Here is an 18,678-nt window from a genome sequence, read left to right on the forward strand (position 1 = left end):
CGGACGGCCGGGCCGCCCCGGACCGCACCTGAACGACGATCGTCTCGTCATCGCATCCGGCACCGACGCAGGCGAACAGTCCCGAACGGACCCCGACCGATTCGGGTGCGCCGCATCGGCTGCGATAGTGTTCACTCGCCTCGGCGGAGCGATCTGCGGGGGCATCGGGCTGTGGCGCAGTTTGGTAGCGCACGTGACTGGGGGTCACGGGGTCGCAGGTTCAAATCCTGTCAGCCCGACCGTGTGATGTCTCGTGACATCGGCACAGCCCGAACCCACGGACGTGGGTTCGGGCTCATTGCTTTTTCGGGGCTGGGCCGGGTGGTTTGCCGGCGCCGTGGTCGTCGCGGCGGGCGCGCTGAGACTGGACGATGATGTTGATGATCCCCGACTGGATCGACGACGAGCTGACGAATGCGGCGATCAGGTGCCTCAGGCGCGGCGTGACCGCATCGCCCGCAGCTGCCGCAGGGAGCGGTCGGCAGCGAGCGCGTCGTACTGCTCCGACCCGAGCGGGACGAGGGCGACCCGCCCGCCGGCGTCGTGGTGGATGCCCCACCCGTACCGCTTGCCGAGCGGGGAGGTCCGCAGACAAGCCTGTGGCTTGGCGAAGAACTCCGCCCTTGCCCGATCACGGTCCTCGGGGGCGATCTCGTGTCGGATCGCATGCACCTCGAACAGCACATCGTCGGACGTGAACTCGTACGGGTGCTTCGAGACCAGCCGGTACTGCACGAAGGCGACGGTCGGTCGCTTCGTCTCGGCCGGCACCTCTGCGACCGCCACCGGGCAGTCCTCGGCCACCCGGATGAACGCTCCGACGTAGTTCGTCGTGCCCATACCACGATCCTGACAGGCTCATCCCGCTGTGGCCACAGCGGGATGAGAGGAACGCGATGGCCCGCTCGGCGGTCGGGGCGGCGACCCTCATCGCCGGCGGAGGAGGCTTCCGGCGCGCCCACCACTCCCGGTCCACCGGACGGAGCGTCGGATGGAGCGCTGGATGGAGCGCTGGATCGAGCACGCCATCGCGCTCCGTCTCAGCGGAAGCCAGCCAGGTCGCGCACGATCTGCGCCGCGGGCGCGGGTACGGCGCCCCGGTGGCCCGTTCCCGCCCACAGATGCACCAGCTCCGGGTCACCGGCGCGGGCCGCGGCCTGACGCAGCGCCCGGGTCAGGTGATGGACCGCCGGATACCCGACCGGTGCGGCCGCCTCATGGCGATCGATGAAGCCGTTGCGCAGCGCGCGAGCCGGGCGGCCGGTGAAGGCGCGGGTGATGGTCGTCTCGGTGAATCGAGGGTCGGCGAGAGCGGCTCGGTGGACGGCCGACGTACCCGCCTCGTCGGCGGCAAGCAGCAGGGTGCCGACCACGACCCCCTCCGCGCCGGCCGCGAGCAGCTCGGTGACCGCCTCGGGCCCGTCGACGCCGCCCGCGGCCAGAAACGGCAACGAGGTGACCGCACGGACCGCGGCCACGATCTCCTCGGTGGGTTCGGAACCAGGAGCCCGGGACGGGTCGAAGGTGGCGCTGTGCCCACCGGCGCGGGGCCCTTGGACCACCAGGCCGTCGACACCGGCGTCGACGGCGGCCCGGGCCTCATCGCGCCCGGTGACGGTGGCCAGGACCATGGTGCCGGCGCGCCGGAGCCGCGCGATCTCGGCGGCGGCAGGCAGTCCGAAGGTCAACGAGACCACCGGGACCGGGTCCTCGATCAGCGACGCGAGCTTCTCCGGCCAGGCATCGTCGTCGCCGACCGGAGTCGGATCCAGCTCGACTCCGACCGCCGCGGCCTCGGGCGCCAGCTCCTCGGCGTACGCCGCGAACAGCGCCGGGTCGACCCCACCGTCGGAGCCGTCGCGCGCCGGGGAGAAGAGATTGACCCCGAATCGGTCCCGCCCGTCCGCCGCCCGCACCGCGTCGACCTCCGCTCGCATCGCGGCCACGGACTGGTAGCCGCCGGGGAGGAAGGCGAAGCCGCCCGCCGCGATCACCGCGGAGGCCAGCGCGGGCGTGGTGGGGCCGCCGGCCATCGGAGCCGCGACAATGGGAAGTGCGGTGTTCAGAGGTGTGCTCATGCTGCGATTCTCGCCGCCCGGTCCCACGACTCGAGCAGCGACTCATCCGGTCAGACGATCGCCTTGCCGGGGTTGAAGATGCCGTGCGGGTCGAGGGCCCCCTTGACCGCACGCTGCATCGCCACCACCTCGCCGGCGAGCTCTCGGCCGAGACCGGGGCGCTTGAGCAGCCCGACGCCGTGCTCGCCGGTCACCGTCCCACCGAGGGCGAGCGCGTCGGCCAGGATGATCTCGAACGCCTGCTGGGCGCGCTCGCGCTGGGCGTCGTCGCCCGGACGGGTGATGATGAGCGGGTGCAGGTTGCCGTCGCCGGCGTGGGCGATGTTGGCGATGTGGACGTCGTAGGCGGTGGCGGTCGTCTGGATCCGCTCCAGCATCGTCGGGACGTGCCCCACGGGGACACAGACGTCCTCGGTGAGCACCGGGCCGAGTCGCTCGAGAGCGGGGTAGGCGAGCCGGCGGGCCGCGAACAGCGCCTCGGACTCCTGCGAATCGCCGGAGACCGCGACGAACCCGGCGCCGGCCCCCTCGAACGCGGCGCGAATGGCGTCCGCGTCGGCCTCGCCATCGGCACCGGGGGTGTCGGTGCGGCCGAGCAGGACGACGTTCGCCTCCAGGCTCAGCCCCATCTTCTTCCAGTCGTCGACGGCCTCCAGACAGGCACGGTCGACCAGCTCCAGCGCGGACGGTACGACGCCGGAGGCCAGCGTGGCGGCGACCGCCGCCCCGGCCTCGACGACCGAGTCGAAGTAGCCGGCCACGGTGCGCTCCGGCGGCCGGGCGGGGCGCAGCCGCACCGTCACCTCGGTGACCACGCCGAGGGTTCCCTCCGAGCCGACGAAGAGCGACTTCAGGTCGTAGCCGGCCACCCCCTTCGCCGTACGGTGCCCGAGCCGGACCACCTCACCGGTTCCGGTGACGACCTCCAGCTCGCGCACGTAGTCGCCGGTCACGCCGTACTTCACGCAGCACAGCCCGCCCGCGTTGGTGGCGACGTTCCCACCGATGGTGGACCACGGGGCGCTCGCCGGATCCGGTGGGTACCACAGCCCGTGCTCGGCGACGACGGCGCGGAGGTGGTCGTTGACCACACCCGGCTGGGCGACCGCGAGCTTCTCCTGGGTGTCGACCTCGAGCACCCGGTCCATCCGCTCCAGGCTGAGCACCACCGTGTCGGCGCCGGCGTTGGCGCCGCCGGAGAGCCCGGTGCCGGCCCCGCGCGGGACCACCGCGACACCGTGCTCCAGGCACAGCCGCACCGCCTCGACCACGTCGTCGGTCGAGGCGGCTCGCACCACCGCGAGCGGCGGAACGTAGGGCGCCCACTCGGCCTCGTCGTGGGCGTACCGCGCGGTCGAGGACCGTTCGGTCAGGACGGCGGAACCGAGCCGCGCGGTGAGCAACTGGAGGAAATCGCGACGGTCGCCGGTCTCGCCGGTCCCACGGGTGGTGTCAGGCTGATCGCTCACCCGCGAGACGCTACCCGCCTCGACGCGGACATTCGCACCGATGTCGACACCTGCCTCGATGTCGATGACAGTCGGACCACGGGCGCGTAGGTTGAACCCCCGTGGACAGACGCGGAGGGACGATCGGCGCAGCGGTCTCGCTGGGGACGGCCGCCCTCCTGCTGATCGGTGGGCTCTCTCCGGCCCTCGCGGCCGCGGACAGCGGCGACGCGCCGTTCGGTCGCGCGACGACCGGCGCGTCCACCGACGGCACGCAGTTCGTCGGCAAGTACTCGGCGTTGCGGATCGACTTCGGCCAGCGATGGCGCGCGGCCGGCGGGGTCGAGAGTGCCGACGGCACCCCGGTCAGCGGCGGGACCGTGCTGCTGGGCGCGAAGGCGTGGCACGGGAGCTGGAAGCAGATCCGCACCGATCGGACCCCGGCCTCGTTCGACTTCGTCGTCACGCCGAAGAAGCGGACCGCGTACCAGCTGTGCTACGTCGCGCCCGGCGCCGGCACCAGCACCGCAGCCAGCACCGACACCGCGCAATGCACCACCGTGATGACCGTCATGGTCCGGCGAGTCCTGACCCTGCCGGTCGTGCACTCGGCCAAGCGCACCCTGACCGGGCGGGTGGCGCCGAGCTACCGGCATCGTCGGGTGGTGATCCAGCGCAGCAGGTGCCGCGGCTGCGAGTGGCATCGGGCGAGGACCACGGTGACCACCAAGGACAGCCGGTGGCAGGTCCGGATCCCGGTGAGGAAGATGCGCTACCGCGCGGTGGTCAGGGCGAGCCGCGGATACCTGCGCGGCGTCTCGCCGGTCCAGATCGTCGTCGTGCGTCGCGGCTGAGTCGTGCCCGACGCCGCGGTGAGCTCGACCGGACCGACCACGGCCCGCACCGTCGAGATCCGCGCCGGCGACCGACCCGGCGCCTACCTGATCCGCTTCGACGGTCGGGACCAGTCCTACGTCGACCTCGGCGACCCGACGCGGCTCGTCTTCGACTACGTCCGTTGGCTCGGCGACCTGATCGACGTACACGGCCCCGCCGGCGAACCACGCCGGGTGGTGCACGTCGGTGGCGCCGGCCTCACCCTGCCCCGCTACGTCGCCGCCACCCGGCCGAGATCGACGCAGACCGTCTTCGAGCCCGATGCCGCCCTCACCGACCTGGTCCGGCGTGAGCTGCCGCTGCCGCGGGCCAGCGGCATCCGGGTGCGGCCGACCGACGGGCGAACGGGCCTGGCGACGCTTCGGGACGAGAGCGTCGACCTGCTGATCGTGGATGCGTTCGCCGAGGCACGGGTGCCGTCCTCGCTGGTCTCGATCGAGGCGTTCGCCGAGATGGCCCGGGTGCTGCGTCCCGGCGGCATCCTGGCGGCGAACCTCACCGACCACGCCCCGTTCCGGCACACCCGGCACACCCTCGCCGGGCTCCGCGCCGCGCTGCCCGAGCTGGCCCTGCTGGCCGAGCCGGCCACGCTGCGCGGTCGGCGGCCCGGCAATCTGGTCGCGCTGGCGGCGGACGCCGGACTGCCCCTGGCGGCGCTGCGCACCCGGACGACGCGGAGCGCCGCGCCGTACCGACTGCTGGACGGCCGCGCGGTGAGCGACTCCTTCGGCGGCGGACGAGCCTTCGCCGACGCCGATGCCGAGCCGGGGCCGGTCGACCGGCTCAGCGGCTAGAATGTCGGTCACTGCCCAACGCCCGAGAAGGACGATCGAGCACCTGATGGACGGCTCTCAAAGTAGCCACCGACCGACCCTCCCCGCTGTGCCCACGTTCGGGTGGAGCCCGCGACCGTCGCGGTGGTGGCGCCGATGAGCTCGGTGCTGCTGCTCCTGCTCGCCCTGGCGCTGGTGATCGCCTGCGGCTTCTTCGTGGCCGCCGAGTTCGCGCTGGTCACTGTGGACCACGCCGGCGTGCAGCGCGCCGCCGAGGCCGGCGAGCCCGGCGCCAGCGGCGTACGCCGGGCGCTGCATGCCCTGTCCACCAACCTCTCCGGCGCCCAGATCGGCATCACGGTGACCAACCTGGCGATCGGCTGGCTCGCCGAGCCGGCGATCGCCGACCTGATCCGCCCACTGTTGTCGGACCTGGGCCTCGCCGAGGGGGCCGTCCAGCCGACCGCCGTCGGCATCGCGCTGGTGGTGTCCACGGTGGTGACGATGCTCTTCGGCGAGCTGGTGCCCAAGAACATCGCGCTCGCGCTGCCGATGGGCACCGCGCGCGCCACCCAGGGTGGGCTGCGGGCGTTCACCAGCCTCACCCGGGTGCCGATCCGGTGGCTCAACGGCTCGGCGAACGCGCTGGTGCGCCGGCTCGGCGTCGAGCCGCAGGAGGAGCTCCGCTCGGCACGCAGCTCCAGCGAGCTCGCCTCGCTGATCCAGCGCAGCGCGGACGAAGGCACCCTGGACGCCGACACGGCCGAACTGATGGAGCGGGCCGTCGAGTTCGGCAGCCGCACCGCCGGGGAGATCATGACCCCGCGGGTCCGCGTGACGGGCCTGGAGCTCAACGCCCGCGCGGAGACACTGGTCGCGCTCACCCGCCGGACCGGCCACTCCCGCTTCCCGGTGCTCGACGAGCGGGAGAACGTGGTCGGCACGGTGCACATCAAGAACGCGGTCGCCCTGCCGGTGCACGAGCGCGCCACCGTCAAGGTCAAGCATCTGATGGCCAAGCCGGTCTTCGTCCCGGAGTCACTGCGGCTGGATCCGCTGATGGCGCTGTTGCGCGAGGAGGGCTTCCAGCTCGCCGTCGTGCTCGATGAGTACGGCGACCTGGCCGGGATCGTCACCCTGGAGGACGTGATCGAGGAGATCGTCGGCGACATCTCCGACGAGCACGACCCGCTCGGCGCCCGGGCCCGGCAACGCCGGGACGGGTCGTGGATGTTGTCCGGGCTGTTGCGGCCCGACGAGGTCGAGGACATCACCGGCATCGCCCTGCCGGAGGGTGAGGACTACGACACCATCGCCGGCCTGGTGCTCAGCCTGACCGGCCGGATCCCGGCGCGCGGAGACGTCGCCGAGCTCGCGCTGGCCGATCCCAGCGACCCCGACGCGCCCGCTCGCGCGGTCCATCTCACCGTCGAGCACATGGACGGACTGCGCGTGGACCGGATCAGCATGCGGGTCTTCCCGAGCTCGACGCACGACCCGGCCGCGGGGGAGGAGCGATGAGTCATCCCACCCGATTGTCCTTCTCCGCCTCCTCCGCCGCGCTCCGCCGCCGGAGAATCGACCGGGGGCCCCGATGAGCACCCCGTTCGCGCTGGTGGTCGGCCTCGTGCTGCTGCTGCTCAACGCCCTCTTCGTCGGGGCCGAGTTCGCCCTGGTGGCCTCCCGCCGCAGCCAGATCGAGCCGGCCGCGCAGGCCGGGTCCCGCCTGGCCCGGATCACGCTGGCGGCGATGGAGAACGTCTCGCTGATGATGGCCGGCGCCCAGCTCGGCATCACCGTCTGCTCGGTGCTGCTCGGCGCGGTCGCCGAGCCGGCGCTGGCGCATCTGCTCTCTCCGGCGTTCCACGCCGTCGGCGTACCGTCCTCGTTGGAGCATCCGATCGCCTTCGCGATCGCGCTGTTGATCGTGGTGTTCCTGCACGTCGTCCTCGGTGAGATGGTGCCCAAGAACATCGCCCTGGCCGGACCGGACCGCGCCGCGCTGGTGCTCGGACCGGCGATCTACGGCGTGGTCACGGTGCTGCGGCCGGTGATCGTGGCGCTCAACGCCATCGCCAACCGCAGCGTTCGACTGCTGCGGATCGAGCCCAAGGAGGAGGTCGTCTCGACCTACACCCGTGCCGAGGTCGCCGCTCTCGTCGAGGAGTCCCACGGCGAGGGGCTGCTGCAGGAGGACGAGTACGACCGGCTCGCCGGCGCCCTCGGTTTCACCGAGAAGCGGGTCGAGGCGGTCCTCATCCCGCTGAGCCGGTGGCAGAGCGTACCGCGGGGCGCGTCCGGGGCCGACGTCGAGGCACTGTGCGCCGCCACCGGCTACAGCCGGTTCCCGGTCGAGGGCGACGACGGGCCCATCGGTTACCTTCATATCAAGGATGTGCTCGAACCCGACGAGGCCCGCCGCCAGCGGCCCGTGGAGGACAAGTGGATCCGACCGTTCGCGCCGGTGGCGCTCGACGACGCGCTGCACGAGGCGCTGGAAACGCTTCAGCGGCGCGGCGCACACCTGGCGCGAGTGGTCGACGGCGAGGGCAGCACGGTCGGCCTCGCCACCTTGGAGGATGTGATCGAGGAGTTGGTCGGTGAGATCCGGGACGCCGCGCACGCGGACGAGCCGCGAGAGGTGAGCGGATCGTGACGATCCCGAACCTGTTGACCCTGTTCCGGCTGGGTCTGATCGCCGTCTTCGGCTGGCTGATGCTCGGGCCGCAGGCCGATCTGTGGGCGGCCGGCGTGCTCGTGCTCGCCGGGATCACCGACTTCCTGGACGGCGAGCTCGCTCGGCGACTGGGTCAGTTCTCCCGGCTCGGCAGCCTGCTCGACCCCGCCGCGGACCGTCTGTTCGTCCTGGTCGTGGTGGCGGTGACCGCCGTCCGCGGGATCGTGCCGTGGTGGCTGGTGGTCGCCCTCGTGCTGCGCGACCTGGTGCTGCTCGCGCTGGTCCCGCTGCTGCGCACCCGGGGTCATTCCAGTCTGCCGGTCCACTTCCTGGGCAAGGCCGCCACCTTCACCCTGCTGTGCGCCTTCCCGCTGCTCGTCCTCGGCGACGGCTCGGGTCACTGGCACACCCTGGCGCGGGTCTTCGGCTGGGCGTTCGCCGGCTGGGGGCTCGGTCTGTACTGGTGGTCGGCGGTGATGTACGTCGGCCAGGTGCGCCGCCTGGTGCGCGAGCATCCGCCGATCGGTGGTGCGCTGGATGCCTGAGCCGGGAGCCGAGCCCCACGTCGAGCCCCATGCTGAGCCTGGGGGGCTGCCGGCAGCGGTGACCATGCCGCTGCTGACCAAGATCATCCGGCAGTCGCTGGACGAGGACTATCGGCACGTCGCCGAGCGCCGGCGCGCGCACTCGCATTCCGCCGGCCAGGCGGCCGGGTCGGCCGCCGGGCCGCCGCGGAAACGATTGCTGACCGTGGCCACGGTGCTCGTCTTCGGGCTGCTGGTGACCATCGCGGGGATCCAGACCGCTCGTACCGCGGGCACCCGGCAGGCCAGCCGGGAGGTGCTGATCAGCCGGATCACCGACCGCAAGGAGGAGATCACCGCACTGCACCGCCGCATCGGCCGGCTCACCGACCAGAACACGGCGAGCGAATCACTGGCCGCATCCCTCGCCGACCAGTTGCGTCGGGCGGAGAACAGCGTCGGCCAGCTGGGCCGGAGCACCGGCTTCGCCGCGGTCAGCGGCCCCGGGGTGCGGATCACCGTCAACGACGCGACCAGCGGCGCCGAGGGCACCCAGGTCCGTGACAGCGACCTCAACACCCTGGTCAACGGGCTGTGGGCGGCCGGGGCCACCGCCATCTCGGTCGACGGAGAGCGGATCACCCCGAAGAGCGCGTTCCGCAACTCCGGCTCGGTGATCCGGATCAACAGCGTCTCGCTGTCCCCGCCGTACGTCGTACAGGCGCTCGGAGACACCAAGACGCTGCAGGCGCGCCTTGCCCAGACCACCTCCGGCGCGGAGTTCCACACCCTCACCACCGAGCTGGGGATCGGCGTGGTGATGGAGAATGTGGACGATCTGACCCTGCCCGCCGCTCCGGCGGACATGATGGATCTCTCCTACGCCAGCAGCGCCACCACCGACAAGTCCCACAAGTCAAACAAGTCGGGCAGGACCGGAAAGACCGATGAGTCCGGCACGACCCAGCAGAAGGAGACACCGTGATCGCAGCACTCGGGCTCGTGGTCGGCATCGTCCTCGGCGTGATCTTCCGGCCGGAGGTGCCGGTCGGACTCGAGCCGTACCTGCCGATCGCGGTGGTCGCGGCGCTGGACGCCGTCTTCGGTGCGCTGCGTGCGTTCCTGGACGGGATCTTCGACGACAAGGTCTTCGTCGTCTCGTTCGTCAGCAACGTCCTGATCGCCGCCGGCATCGTCTACCTCGGCGACAAGCTCGGCGTCGGCTCGCAGCTGTCCACCGGCGTGATCGTGGTGCTCGGCATCCGGATCTTCTCCAACGTGGCCGCCATCCGAAGGCACATCTTCCATGCCTGAAGATCAGCTCAGCCCCGAACCGGACAGCCCCGAGCCCGACGACCCCGAGCCCGACGGCCCCGAACCGGACCCGCGCCACGCCGATCCGTCCGCACGGTCGCGGCTGGTGCAGAGCCTGCTCCACCCGCGTCGCGGCCAGGCGCTGGCGGCGGTGCTCCTCGCCCTGGTCGGCTTCGCCGCGGTCACCCAGGTGCGCAGCAATGTCGACGACACCACCTACGCCGGCTCGCGGGAGGAGGATCTGGTCACCATCCTCAACGGCCTGGCCGGCGCCACCCAACGGGCCCAGCAGCAGCTCTCCGACCTGCGGCAGACCAAGTCCGAGCTCCAGTCCTCGACCGACAAGCGTGAGGCCGCGCTCGACCAGGCGCAGGACCAGGTGGGCTCGTTGAGCATCCTGGCGGGGCTGGTGCCGGTCAAGGGCCCCGGCATCACCATCGAGATCACCGAGAAGACCGGCGAGGTCAAGGTCGACGCGCTGCTCGACCTGATCGAGGAGCTCCGCTCCAACGGCGCCGAGGCGATCGAGATCAACGGCAAGGTCCGCCTGGTCGCGCAGTCCTACGTCGAGGAGAGCGTCGGCGGGATCTCGGTAGACGGCACCGAGCTCTCCTCGCCGTACACCATCACCGCGATCGGTGAGCCGGCCACGCTGAAGGGAGCGGTCACCTTCACCCGCGGGCCGGAGTCGGAGCTGGAGGACGACGGCGCCAGCGTCCAGGTCGAGCAGCACCAGTCGGTGGAGATCCGGAGCGTGCACTCCGGGTAGGGTTCACGCTGCCGGCGTCCCGCCGGCTCGACCAGCATCTGGCAAGGAGAGCTCGTGTACCCCGAGGACCTGAAGTACACCGCCGAGCACGAGTGGCTGCGCAGCCCCGGCGAGCATGAGGGCTCGGTGCGCATCGGCATCACCCAGTACGCGCAGGAGGCCCTCGGCGACATCGTCTACGTGTCGCTGCCTGCGGTGGGCGCCACCGTCAGCGGCGGTGAGACCTGCGGTGAGCTGGAGTCGACCAAGTCGGTCAGCGACATCTACGCACCGGTCAGCGGTGAGGTGGTGGCGGTCAACGCGTCGCTGGACGCCAGCCCCGAGCTGGTCAACGACGATCCGTACGGCGGCGGGTGGCTCTTCGAGGTCGTGCCGAGTGACCCCGGTCAGCTCGCGGAGCTGCTCGACGTCACCGCCTACCAAGCATCGCTGCAGGGCTGATTTCGGCACGAGTTACCTGATAGGTTCGGAGCTACTCTCACCATCCGGTTGAGGGTCACAGGTCCGGTCGAGGGCACGGACCGGTTCCGAACAGTGCACGACCATCCCCACCAGGAGAGACTCCGATGTCCCAGTGCCCCGCATGCGGGAGCCAGAACCCCGAAAGCGCCAGGTTCTGCTCGCAGTGCGGCAGCGCACTGCCGCCGCCGTCCGATTCGACCGCCACCATCCAGCTCGGCGGTGAGGCGGACACCTCCGAGCGGGTGCTGAACCCGGTCGACGCCGCCGCCATCGATGGCCTGCCTCAGGGCAGTGCGATGCTGGTGGTGCAGCGCGGTCCGGGCTCCGGCAGTCGATTCCTGCTCGATCGCGACCAGGTGCATGTCGGTCGGCACCCGGACAGCGACATCTTCCTCGACGACGTCACCGTGTCGCGCCGGCACGCCGACTTCGCCCGGACCGGGGACACCTTCACCGTCACCGACGCGGGCAGCCTCAACGGCACCTACGTCAACCGTGACCGGATCGACGAGGTCGCGCTCAAGGACGGCGACGAGGTCCAGATCGGCAAGTTCCGCCTGGTCTTCTACACCAGCCACCAGGACGCCTGAGGGGTGGCACGGTGAGCTCGGGAGCGGCAGCCTCGCGGCCCGGCGGCGAACGGCTCAACATCGGCCAGGTCCTCGACGTGCTGCGCGAGGACTACCCGAACGTGACCATCCCCAAGATCCGCTTCCTGGAGGACAAGGGATTGATCAAGCCCGAGCGCACCGCCGCGGGCTACCGGAAGTTCTCTCACGCCGACGTCGAACGGCTGCGCTACGTGCTGCGCATGCAGCGCGACCACTACCTGCCGCTGAAGGTGATCGGGGAGCACCTCGACGCGATCGACCGCGGCCTGGAGCCGCCCGAGATCGAGCCCACCGTGCCCACCGTGCCGACCGTCGAGCTCTCTCCGGACGGCACCCCGAGTCCGGAGTCGTTCCGCAAGCACGGCCAGACCCGGCTCTCCCGCCGCGAGCTGCTGAAGATCGCGGAGATCGACGACGCGTTGCTCGCCGAGCTGGAGCGGATGGGCCTGGTCACGCCGACCCGGTCCCGGCACTACGATCTGGACGCTCTGGGGGTCGCACGCACCGCCCAGGAGCTCGCCGAGTTCGGCATCGAGCCTCGACACCTGCGCGGGATGAAGGCCGCCGCCGATCGCGAGGTCGGCCTGATCGAGCAGATCACCGCGCCGTACCGCCGGGCGGGCGACGCCGCCGCGCAAGGCCGGGCCGAGGAGATCGGCAGCGAGATCGCGGCGCTCGCCGTACGGTTGCACGCCACCTTGGTCAAGGCCGGACTGAGGCGTTCCTGACCGATTCCGTCGCCGTCATCGAGTCGACCTTCCCTGACGATGGGGTCGGGTCGGCGGGTAGTGTGAAGGTGTGCGTGAAGTCGAGGTTCTGGGTGTGCGCGTGGAGATGCCCTCCAACCAGCCGATCGTGCTGTTGCGGGAGCTGAGCGGGGAGCGATACCTGCCGATCTGGATCGGTGCGGTGGAGGCGACCGCCATCGCCTTCGCGCAGCAGGGCGTGGTGCCCCCGCGACCGCTGACGCACGACCTGATGAAGGACATCCTGGACGCGACCGACACCCCGCTGAACGAGGTCCAGATCACCTCGGTCAACGACCGGGTCTTCTACGCGAACCTGGTCTTCGCCTCCGGAGTGGAGGTGAGCGCCAGGCCCTCGGACTCGATCGCGCTGGCGTTGCGCACCGGCACCAGGATCGTGTGTGCCGAGGACGTGCTCGCCGAGGCGGGGCTGGCCGTCCCGGCCGAGCAGGAGGACGAGGTCGAGCGGTTCCGGGAGTTCCTCGACCAGGTCACCCCGGACGACTTCGACTCCTGAGGCCGACCGGGCTCCGCGTCCGGCCCGGAGATTCCGCGGGAATCCCTGAGCCTCAAGTAGAGGTTGAGGGTTGCGACACGCCGACGTCCTCTTTGACGCCTGCCCCCAGCGGGCCTACGGTGAAGTGTCTCTGTTGTAACTCCACCGCTGTGGTCCGACTCGTTCGGAGGCGGCGGCTTCCCTGTTCGGAGTTACGTGGAAACGGAGTAGACCCCGGAGGACGAACGTGTTCGAGCACGACCCACATGCTGGCGCGACCGACGATGCGTTCGTGATCGAGCGGGCGAGCGAGGAGGCCGACGAGCAGGGCCTGCTGTTCACCGACGACGTCTCGCCGCTGCCCAGCGACGTGGGCTATCGCGGTCCGACCGCGTGCAACGCCGCCGGCATCACCTACCGGCAGCTCGACTACTGGGCCCGCACCGGCCTGGTCGAGCCCAGCGTGCGCGGCGCGACCGGCTCCGGCACCCAGCGGTTGTACTCCTTCCGCGACATTCTCATCCTCAAGGTGATCAAGCGACTGCTCGACGCCGGCATCTCGCTGCAGCAGATCCGTACCGCGGTGCAGCATCTGCGCGAGCGTGGCACCGACGACCTGACCCGGGTGACGTTGATGAGCGACGGCGCGTCGGTCTACGAGTGCACCAGCAACGACGAGGTGATCGACCTGCTCCAGGGCGGTCAGGGCGTCTTCGGCATCGCCATCGGTGGCGTCTGGCGCGAGATCGAGGGCACCCTCTCCGAGCTGCCCAGCGAGCGGACCGCCGAGGACGGGGACGAGATCGCCGTCACCGGCGACGAGCTCGCCGTACGGCGCGCGGCCCGCAACGCCGGCTGAGCCCGACCCACGTCGACTCGGACCCAGGTCGAGCGCCGGTCGCGTCCGATCGGATGGACGCGACCGCCGGAATCCACGATCGACGGAACTCACGAGGTAGGCTGGCCGAGCCGACCATCCCGCACGGGAGAGCTTCACCCACACGCGTGAACGTGTGAGCGGAGCGCCGAAGGGGCAATTCCTCCCCGGAACCTCTCAGGCACCAGGACCGCGCGGGCCAGGCGACTCTGAAGTGGCGACGAGGCTGTGACAGAGGGGGAGGGCGTACTCGCCCCATCCACCTGTGTGAGGAACCCGTCCGTGTCAGACACCCCCTCCCTGGCCGCCCTCGACGACGCCGCCCCCTTCGCCGGCCGGCACATCGGCCTCACCGACGCCGATGCCGCCCTGATGCTCGCCCGGCTCGGTTACTCCTCGCTGAGCGAGCTGATGGATGCCGCCGTGCCCGGTGGCATCCGGGCCGCCGCCGAGCTCGATCTCCCGGCCGCCCTCAGCGAGGTCCAGGTCGCCGACCTGGCCCGCGAGCTGGCCGACGCCAACGCCCCGGGCGAGGCGATGATCGGCCTCGGCTACCACGGCACCGTGACGCCCGCGGTCATCCGGCGCAACGTGCTCGAGGATCCGAGCTGGTACACCGCCTACACGCCGTACCAACCCGAGATCTCGCAGGGACGGCTGGAGGCGCTGCTGAACTTCCAGACCATGGTCGCCGACCTCACCGGACTGCCGGTCGCCGGTGCCTCCCTGCTCGACGAGGGCACCGCCGTCGCGGAGGCGATGACGCTGGTACGGCGAGCGGCCGGTCGGTCGGGGCAGGGACAGGCACCCGGGCCGTTCGTGATCGATGCCGATGCCCTGCCACAGTCCATCGAGGTGGTGCGCACCCGCGCCGCCGCCCTCGGCGTCGAGGTGGTCGTCGCCGACCTCGAGTCGGCCCTGCCCGACGGGCCGGTGTGCGGCGTGTTGGTCTCCTATCCCGGCGCCTCCGGCCGGATCCGTGACCCGCGTCCGGTGATCGAGGCGACCCATCGGCGCGGCGGCCTGGCGGTGGTCGCCGCGGACCTGCTCGCCCTCACCCTGCTGGAGGCGCCGGGCACCCTCGGTGCCGACGTCGTCGTCGGCTCGAGCCAGCGGTTCGGCGTACCGCTGTTCTACGGCGGTCCGCACGCCGGCTACATGGCGGTGCACGAGGGCCTGGAGCGCCACCTGCCCGGTCGGCTGGTCGGGGTCTCGGTGGATGCCGAGGGCCGTCCGGCGTACCGGCTGGCGCTGCAGACCAGGGAGCAGCACATCCGCCGGGACCGGGCCACCTCCAACATCTGCACCGCACAGGTGCTGCTCGCGGTCGTCGCCGCGATGTACGCCGTCTACCACGGTCCGGACGGGCTGCGCAGTATCGCGAGGCGGACCCATCGCTACGCGGCGGTGCTGGCGGCGGCTCTCGAGCGGGCCGGATACGAGCTCGGCTCGGCGGAGTTCTTCGACACGCTGAGCGTACGGGCGCCGGGTCGTGCCGCCGACCTGGTCGCCGCCGCACGCACCGCCGGGATCCAGCTGAGGCTGACCGACGCCGACACGGTCGGCATCTCCACCTCGGAGACGACCACCCGCTCCACCATCAGCGCCCTGCTCGCGGTCTTCGGGGCGGGCACCGACCTCGACGAGGTCGACCGCACCACCGGTGACGCGCTGCCCGCCGACCTGCTGCGCGGCACCGACTTCCTCACCCACGAGGTCTTCACCAGCCACCACAGCGAGACCCAGATGCTGCGCTACCTGCATCGGCTCGCCGGCCGCGACTACGCGCTGGACCGCGGCATGATCCCGCTCGGCTCGTGCACCATGAAGCTGAACGCCTGCGCGGAGATGGAGCCCATCTCGTTGCCCGGGTTCGCCGACCTGCATCCGTTCGTGCCGGCGGCCGACGCGAGCGGCTACGCCCGGCTGGTGAGTGAGCTGGAGTCGCTGCTCGCCGAGGTGACCGGCTACGACTCGGTCAGCATCCAGCCCAACGCCGGCTCTCAGGGGGAGCTCGCCGGGCTGCTCGCCATCCACGCCTACCATCGGGCGCAGGGCGAGCCGCAGCGCGACGTGTGCCTGCTGCCCGCGTCCGCCCACGGCACCAACGCGGCCTCGGCGGTGATGGCCGGGATGCGGGTCGTGATGGTGGCCAGCCACCAGGACGGCACGGTGGACCTCGACGACCTGCGGGCCAAGTGCGCCCGGCACGCCGAGACCCTGGCCGCGATCATGGTCACCTATCCCTCCACCCACGGGGTCTACGAGGAGGGCATCACCGAGCTGTGCGAGATCGTGCACGCGCACGGCGGCCAGGTCTACGTCGACGGCGCGAACCTCAACGCGCTGCTCGGCTATGCCCGACCGGGGGAGTTCGGTGGCGACGTGTCGCACCTCAACCTGCACAAGACGTTCTGCATCCCCCATGGCGGCGGCGGCCCGGGAGTGGGTCCGGTGGCGGTGCGGTCGCATCTGGCGCCGTACCTGCCCTCGCATCCGATGCACCCCGAGGTCGACAAGCGCACCGGGATCGGGCCGATCTCGGCGGCGCCGTACGGCTCGGCCGGGATCCTGCCGATCTCGTGGGCCTACATCCGGCTGATGGGTGCGGCCGGACTGACCCAGGCGACCGCACACGCGGTGCTGGCGGCGAACTACGTCGCGGCCCGTCTCGGCGAGCACTACCCGGTGCTCTACCGCGGCGAGTCCGGGCTGGTCGCGCACGAGTGCATCCTGGACCTGCGCGGGTTGACCAAGCAGACCGGCGTGAGTGTGGACGACGTGGCCAAGCGCCTCATCGACTACGGCTTCCACGCCCCGACCATGTCCTTCCCGGTGGCCGGCACGCTGATGGTCGAGCCGACCGAGTCGGAGGACCTCGCCGAGCTCGACCGCTTCATCGAGGCGATGATCGCCATCCGTGGCGAGATCGACCGCGTCGCGTCGGGGGAGTGGACCGTGGAGAGCTCGGTGCTGCGCGGTGCGCCGCACACCGCTCGAGCCCTGGTCGGCGAGTGGGATCGGCCCTACGGCCGCGAGCTGGCGGTCTTCCCGGCCGGCCTCGCCGAGGCGGCCGACAAGTACTGGCCACCGGTGGCGCGGATCGACAACGCCTACGGCGACCGGAACCTGGTCTGCGCCTGTCCGCCGCCGGAGGAGTTCGCCGAGTAGGGCCGCCGTCCGCGAGGGACGGCTCACGCCTCCACGGCGAGGCGTGAGCCCGCGCGGTGCTTGGTGATGACCAGCCGCGTCGGGATGCGGTCGCGCATCTCGGCGACGTGACTGACCACGCCGACCACCCGGCCGCCGTCGCGCAGCCCGTCCAGCACGTCGAGGACGTCCTCGAGGGTGTCCGCGTCCAGCGACCCGAAACCCTCGTCCACGAAGAGGGTCTCGAGCATGGCGCCGCCGGCCTCGGCGGTGATCACGTCGGCGAGCCCCAGGGCGAGGGCGAGGGAGACCACGAAGCTCTCCCCGCCCGAGAGGGTGGAGGGGTCGCGGGCCTCGCCGGACCAGTCGTCGCGCACCGGCAACGCCAACCCGCCGCGCCGGTCCCCGGCCGCCCGGCCGGCGGAGTGCTCGAGCGCATACCTGCTCTCGCTCATCACCGCCAGCCGCTCGTTCGCGGCCGCCACCACCTGCGTCAGTCGATAGGCCACCACGTAGGCCGACAGCGACATCTGCAGCGCGTTGTCGGCACTCTTGCCCTCGACGAACGAGGTCATCCGGTCGGCCACCGCGAACCGGTCGCGCACCGGGGCCCAGGTGCGCAGCGCCGTGCCGAGCTCCTCGCCGAGCGCACCGAGCCTGGCCAGCCGGTCCACCGCCGTTCGCACCGCCGCCTGAGCCTGGCTCAACTCCTCCTGCGCGACCGACTCGGCGGCGAGCGCCGCCTCCAGGCCCGGTGGCTCGCTCGCCAGCACCCGGTCGGCTCCGGGCTCACCCAGCACGTCACGTACGACGGCCAGCCGACGGTCGTGGTGCTTGACCGTCGCGGTGAGCTCCTCGACCACGTCCGGGGCCAGCGCCGCGGCCGCGGCCTGCTCCACGGTGGCGAAGCCGGACTCGCCCAGCGCTGCCGCCAGGGCCCGATCCGCCTCGGCCAGCGCGGTCCGGGTGCGCTGCACCGCCTCCAGTCGGGCGCGGTCGGCGCGCAACTGCTCGGCCTGGGCGCCGAGGCCGAGGATCAGGGCGCCCAGATCGCTCGCGCCGCTACCGGCCAGGACCGCGTCGACGGCGGCGCGCAGCTGGGAGATCTCCGCCTCCAGCCGGCTGAGCTCGGCCTCGACGCCGGTGCGTCGGCTGCTCGCGGCGAGTCGTTCCTCGGCGAGCGCGGCGGACTCGCGCCGGCATCTCTCGAGCGTCTCGGCCAGGGCGTCGGCACCGGCGGCGAGGGCCTCCTGCTCGGCGAGGCGAGCGGTGAGGACCGGCACCGGGTCGGCGTCGCCGAGCTGGTCGCCGGTGAGCTGGAGGCGCGTCTCCAGGTCGCGCACATGGCTCTGCCGGGCATGCTCCTCGGCGCTGGCGTCGTCGGCGCGGCGCTGCGCCGCCCGCTCGGCCTCGGCATCCGGGGCGTCGCTGGCGGCGGTCGCCTTGTGCGGATGCTCGACCGAGCCGCAGACCGGGCAGTCGGCGCCGACGGCCAGGGCACCGGCGAGCTCGGCGGCCATGCCCTCCAGGCGAGCCTGCCGGAGGTCGAGGGCCTCGCCGCGGCGCTGCAGGGCGATCTCGCGAGCCTCGGCGTGGAGCTTGCGGGCCTCGGTGAGCTCGGTGCGCAGCTCGGCGATCCGGGCGTGCAACGCCAGGTCGGCCCGCAGCGCCGACACCTGCTCGACGGCTGTCCGTGCCTCGCCGAGCAGACCCTCGGTCTCCTCGATCCGACCGGGCAGCCGCTCCAGCTGGCTGGACAGCTCGTCGAGCCTGGCCGCGAGCTCGGCCCGCTCGTCGCGCAGCGCGGCCCGTTCGTCGATCGCCGCCGTCCAGCGCGCCCGGGCCGGCTCCGCGGC

At 71.8% G+C, this 18,678-nt stretch carries 18 protein-coding genes, 1 tRNA gene and 1 riboswitch; of the genes, 15 read left to right on the forward strand and 4 right to left on the reverse strand.

Annotation, left to right across the window (positions count from 1 at the left end):
* Nucleotides 1-165 precede the first annotated feature (165 nt).
* Nucleotides 166-239, forward strand: a tRNA-Pro gene (locus QM638_RS16865).
* A gap of 193 nt (nucleotides 240-432) precedes the next feature.
* Here QM638_RS16865 and QM638_RS16870 read toward each other — a convergent pair.
* From QM638_RS16870 to QM638_RS16880, 3 genes are all read right to left on the reverse strand, one after another.
* The gene (locus QM638_RS16870) at nucleotides 433-840 is read right to left on the reverse strand and encodes a DUF6157 family protein (protein ID WP_415143734.1); all 408 of its coding nucleotides are present in this window, start codon (nucleotides 838-840) and stop codon (nucleotides 433-435) included.
* Nucleotides 841-1,040: 200 nt separating this feature from the next.
* Entirely contained in the window at nucleotides 1,041-2,078 is a 1,038-nt protein-coding gene (locus QM638_RS16875) for an NAD(P)H-dependent flavin oxidoreductase (RefSeq protein WP_415143736.1), read from the reverse strand.
* Nucleotides 2,079-2,128: 50 nt separating this feature from the next.
* Nucleotides 2,129-3,547 carry an FAD-binding oxidoreductase gene (locus QM638_RS16880; RefSeq protein ID WP_415143738.1) on the reverse strand — a complete coding sequence of 473 codons (1,419 nt, stop codon included), beginning with the start codon at nucleotides 3,545-3,547 and terminating at the stop codon, nucleotides 2,129-2,131.
* 101 nt (nucleotides 3,548-3,648) lie between these two features.
* Here QM638_RS16880 and QM638_RS16885 point away from each other — a divergent pair, with 101 nt between their 5' ends.
* The 14 genes from QM638_RS16885 (at nucleotide 3,649) to gcvP (ending at nucleotide 16,843) form a co-directional block, all read left to right on the forward strand.
* The gene (locus tag QM638_RS16885) at nucleotides 3,649-4,380 is read left to right on the forward strand and encodes a hypothetical protein (RefSeq protein WP_415143740.1); all 732 of its coding nucleotides are present in this window, start codon (nucleotides 3,649-3,651) and stop codon (nucleotides 4,378-4,380) included.
* Nucleotides 4,381-4,383: 3 nt separating this feature from the next.
* Nucleotides 4,384-5,217 (forward strand): spermidine synthase, encoded by an 834-nt coding sequence (locus QM638_RS16890; protein ID WP_415143742.1) that lies wholly within the window; start codon nucleotides 4,384-4,386, stop codon nucleotides 5,215-5,217.
* Between the two features lie 102 nt (nucleotides 5,218-5,319).
* On the forward strand, nucleotides 5,320-6,717 hold the full coding sequence (locus QM638_RS16895; protein WP_415143744.1) for a hemolysin family protein: 1,398 nt from the start codon (nucleotides 5,320-5,322) through the stop codon (nucleotides 6,715-6,717).
* A gap of 73 nt (nucleotides 6,718-6,790) precedes the next feature.
* Nucleotides 6,791-7,852, forward strand: coding sequence for a hemolysin family protein (locus tag QM638_RS16900; RefSeq protein WP_415143746.1), 1,062 nt, complete (start codon nucleotides 6,791-6,793; stop codon nucleotides 7,850-7,852).
* A complete protein-coding gene (locus QM638_RS16905; RefSeq protein ID WP_415143748.1) occupies nucleotides 7,849-8,418 on the forward strand; it encodes a CDP-alcohol phosphatidyltransferase family protein in 570 nt (189 codons plus the stop codon). Before QM638_RS16900 ends, QM638_RS16905 begins: the two co-directional genes overlap by 4 nt.
* Nucleotides 8,411-9,382: a DUF881 domain-containing protein gene (locus QM638_RS16910; protein ID WP_415143750.1), complete on the forward strand. Its 972-nt coding sequence runs from the start codon at nucleotides 8,411-8,413 to the stop codon at nucleotides 9,380-9,382. The genes QM638_RS16905 and QM638_RS16910 overlap by 8 nt, the downstream gene beginning before the upstream one ends.
* Nucleotides 9,379-9,711 (forward strand): small basic family protein, encoded by a 333-nt coding sequence (locus QM638_RS16915; RefSeq protein WP_415143752.1) that lies wholly within the window; start codon nucleotides 9,379-9,381, stop codon nucleotides 9,709-9,711. The genes QM638_RS16910 and QM638_RS16915 overlap by 4 nt, the downstream gene beginning before the upstream one ends.
* A complete protein-coding gene (locus QM638_RS16920; RefSeq protein WP_415143754.1) occupies nucleotides 9,704-10,480 on the forward strand; it encodes a DUF881 domain-containing protein in 777 nt (258 codons plus the stop codon). Before QM638_RS16915 ends, QM638_RS16920 begins: the two co-directional genes overlap by 8 nt.
* A gap of 54 nt (nucleotides 10,481-10,534) precedes the next feature.
* Nucleotides 10,535-10,921, forward strand: a complete 387-nt coding sequence (gene gcvH / locus QM638_RS16925) for a glycine cleavage system protein GcvH (protein WP_415143756.1) — start codon at nucleotides 10,535-10,537, stop codon at nucleotides 10,919-10,921.
* Between the two features lie 125 nt (nucleotides 10,922-11,046).
* Nucleotides 11,047-11,532 (forward strand): FHA domain-containing protein, encoded by a 486-nt coding sequence (locus QM638_RS16930; RefSeq protein WP_415143758.1) that lies wholly within the window; start codon nucleotides 11,047-11,049, stop codon nucleotides 11,530-11,532.
* Nucleotides 11,533-11,543: 11 nt separating this feature from the next.
* On the forward strand, nucleotides 11,544-12,281 hold the full coding sequence (locus QM638_RS16935; protein WP_415143760.1) for a MerR family transcriptional regulator: 738 nt from the start codon (nucleotides 11,544-11,546) through the stop codon (nucleotides 12,279-12,281).
* Between the two features lie 70 nt (nucleotides 12,282-12,351).
* A complete protein-coding gene (locus QM638_RS16940) occupies nucleotides 12,352-12,816 on the forward strand; it encodes a bifunctional nuclease family protein (protein ID WP_415143762.1) in 465 nt (154 codons plus the stop codon).
* Between the two features lie 271 nt (nucleotides 12,817-13,087).
* The gene (locus QM638_RS16945; RefSeq protein ID WP_415143769.1) at nucleotides 13,088-13,654 is read left to right on the forward strand and encodes a MerR family transcriptional regulator; all 567 of its coding nucleotides are present in this window, start codon (nucleotides 13,088-13,090) and stop codon (nucleotides 13,652-13,654) included.
* A 114-nt stretch (nucleotides 13,655-13,768) separates the two neighbouring features.
* Nucleotides 13,769-13,875, forward strand: a riboswitch (glycine riboswitch).
* A 79-nt stretch (nucleotides 13,876-13,954) separates the two neighbouring features.
* Nucleotides 13,955-16,843: an aminomethyl-transferring glycine dehydrogenase gene (gcvP, locus tag QM638_RS16950; RefSeq protein ID WP_415143763.1), complete on the forward strand. Its 2,889-nt coding sequence runs from the start codon at nucleotides 13,955-13,957 to the stop codon at nucleotides 16,841-16,843.
* Nucleotides 16,844-16,866: 23 nt separating this feature from the next.
* On the opposite strand, the gene QM638_RS16955 is transcribed toward gcvP, so the two are convergent.
* A complete protein-coding gene (locus QM638_RS16955; protein ID WP_415143771.1) occupies nucleotides 16,867-17,199 on the reverse strand; it encodes an SbcC/MukB-like Walker B domain-containing protein in 333 nt (110 codons plus the stop codon).
* Nucleotides 17,200-18,678: the final 1,479 nt, after the last annotated feature.

The sequence above is a fragment of the Nocardioides sp. genome (assembly GCF_047606145.1).
Lineage (GTDB): Bacteria > Actinomycetota > Actinomycetes > Propionibacteriales > Nocardioidaceae > Nocardioides.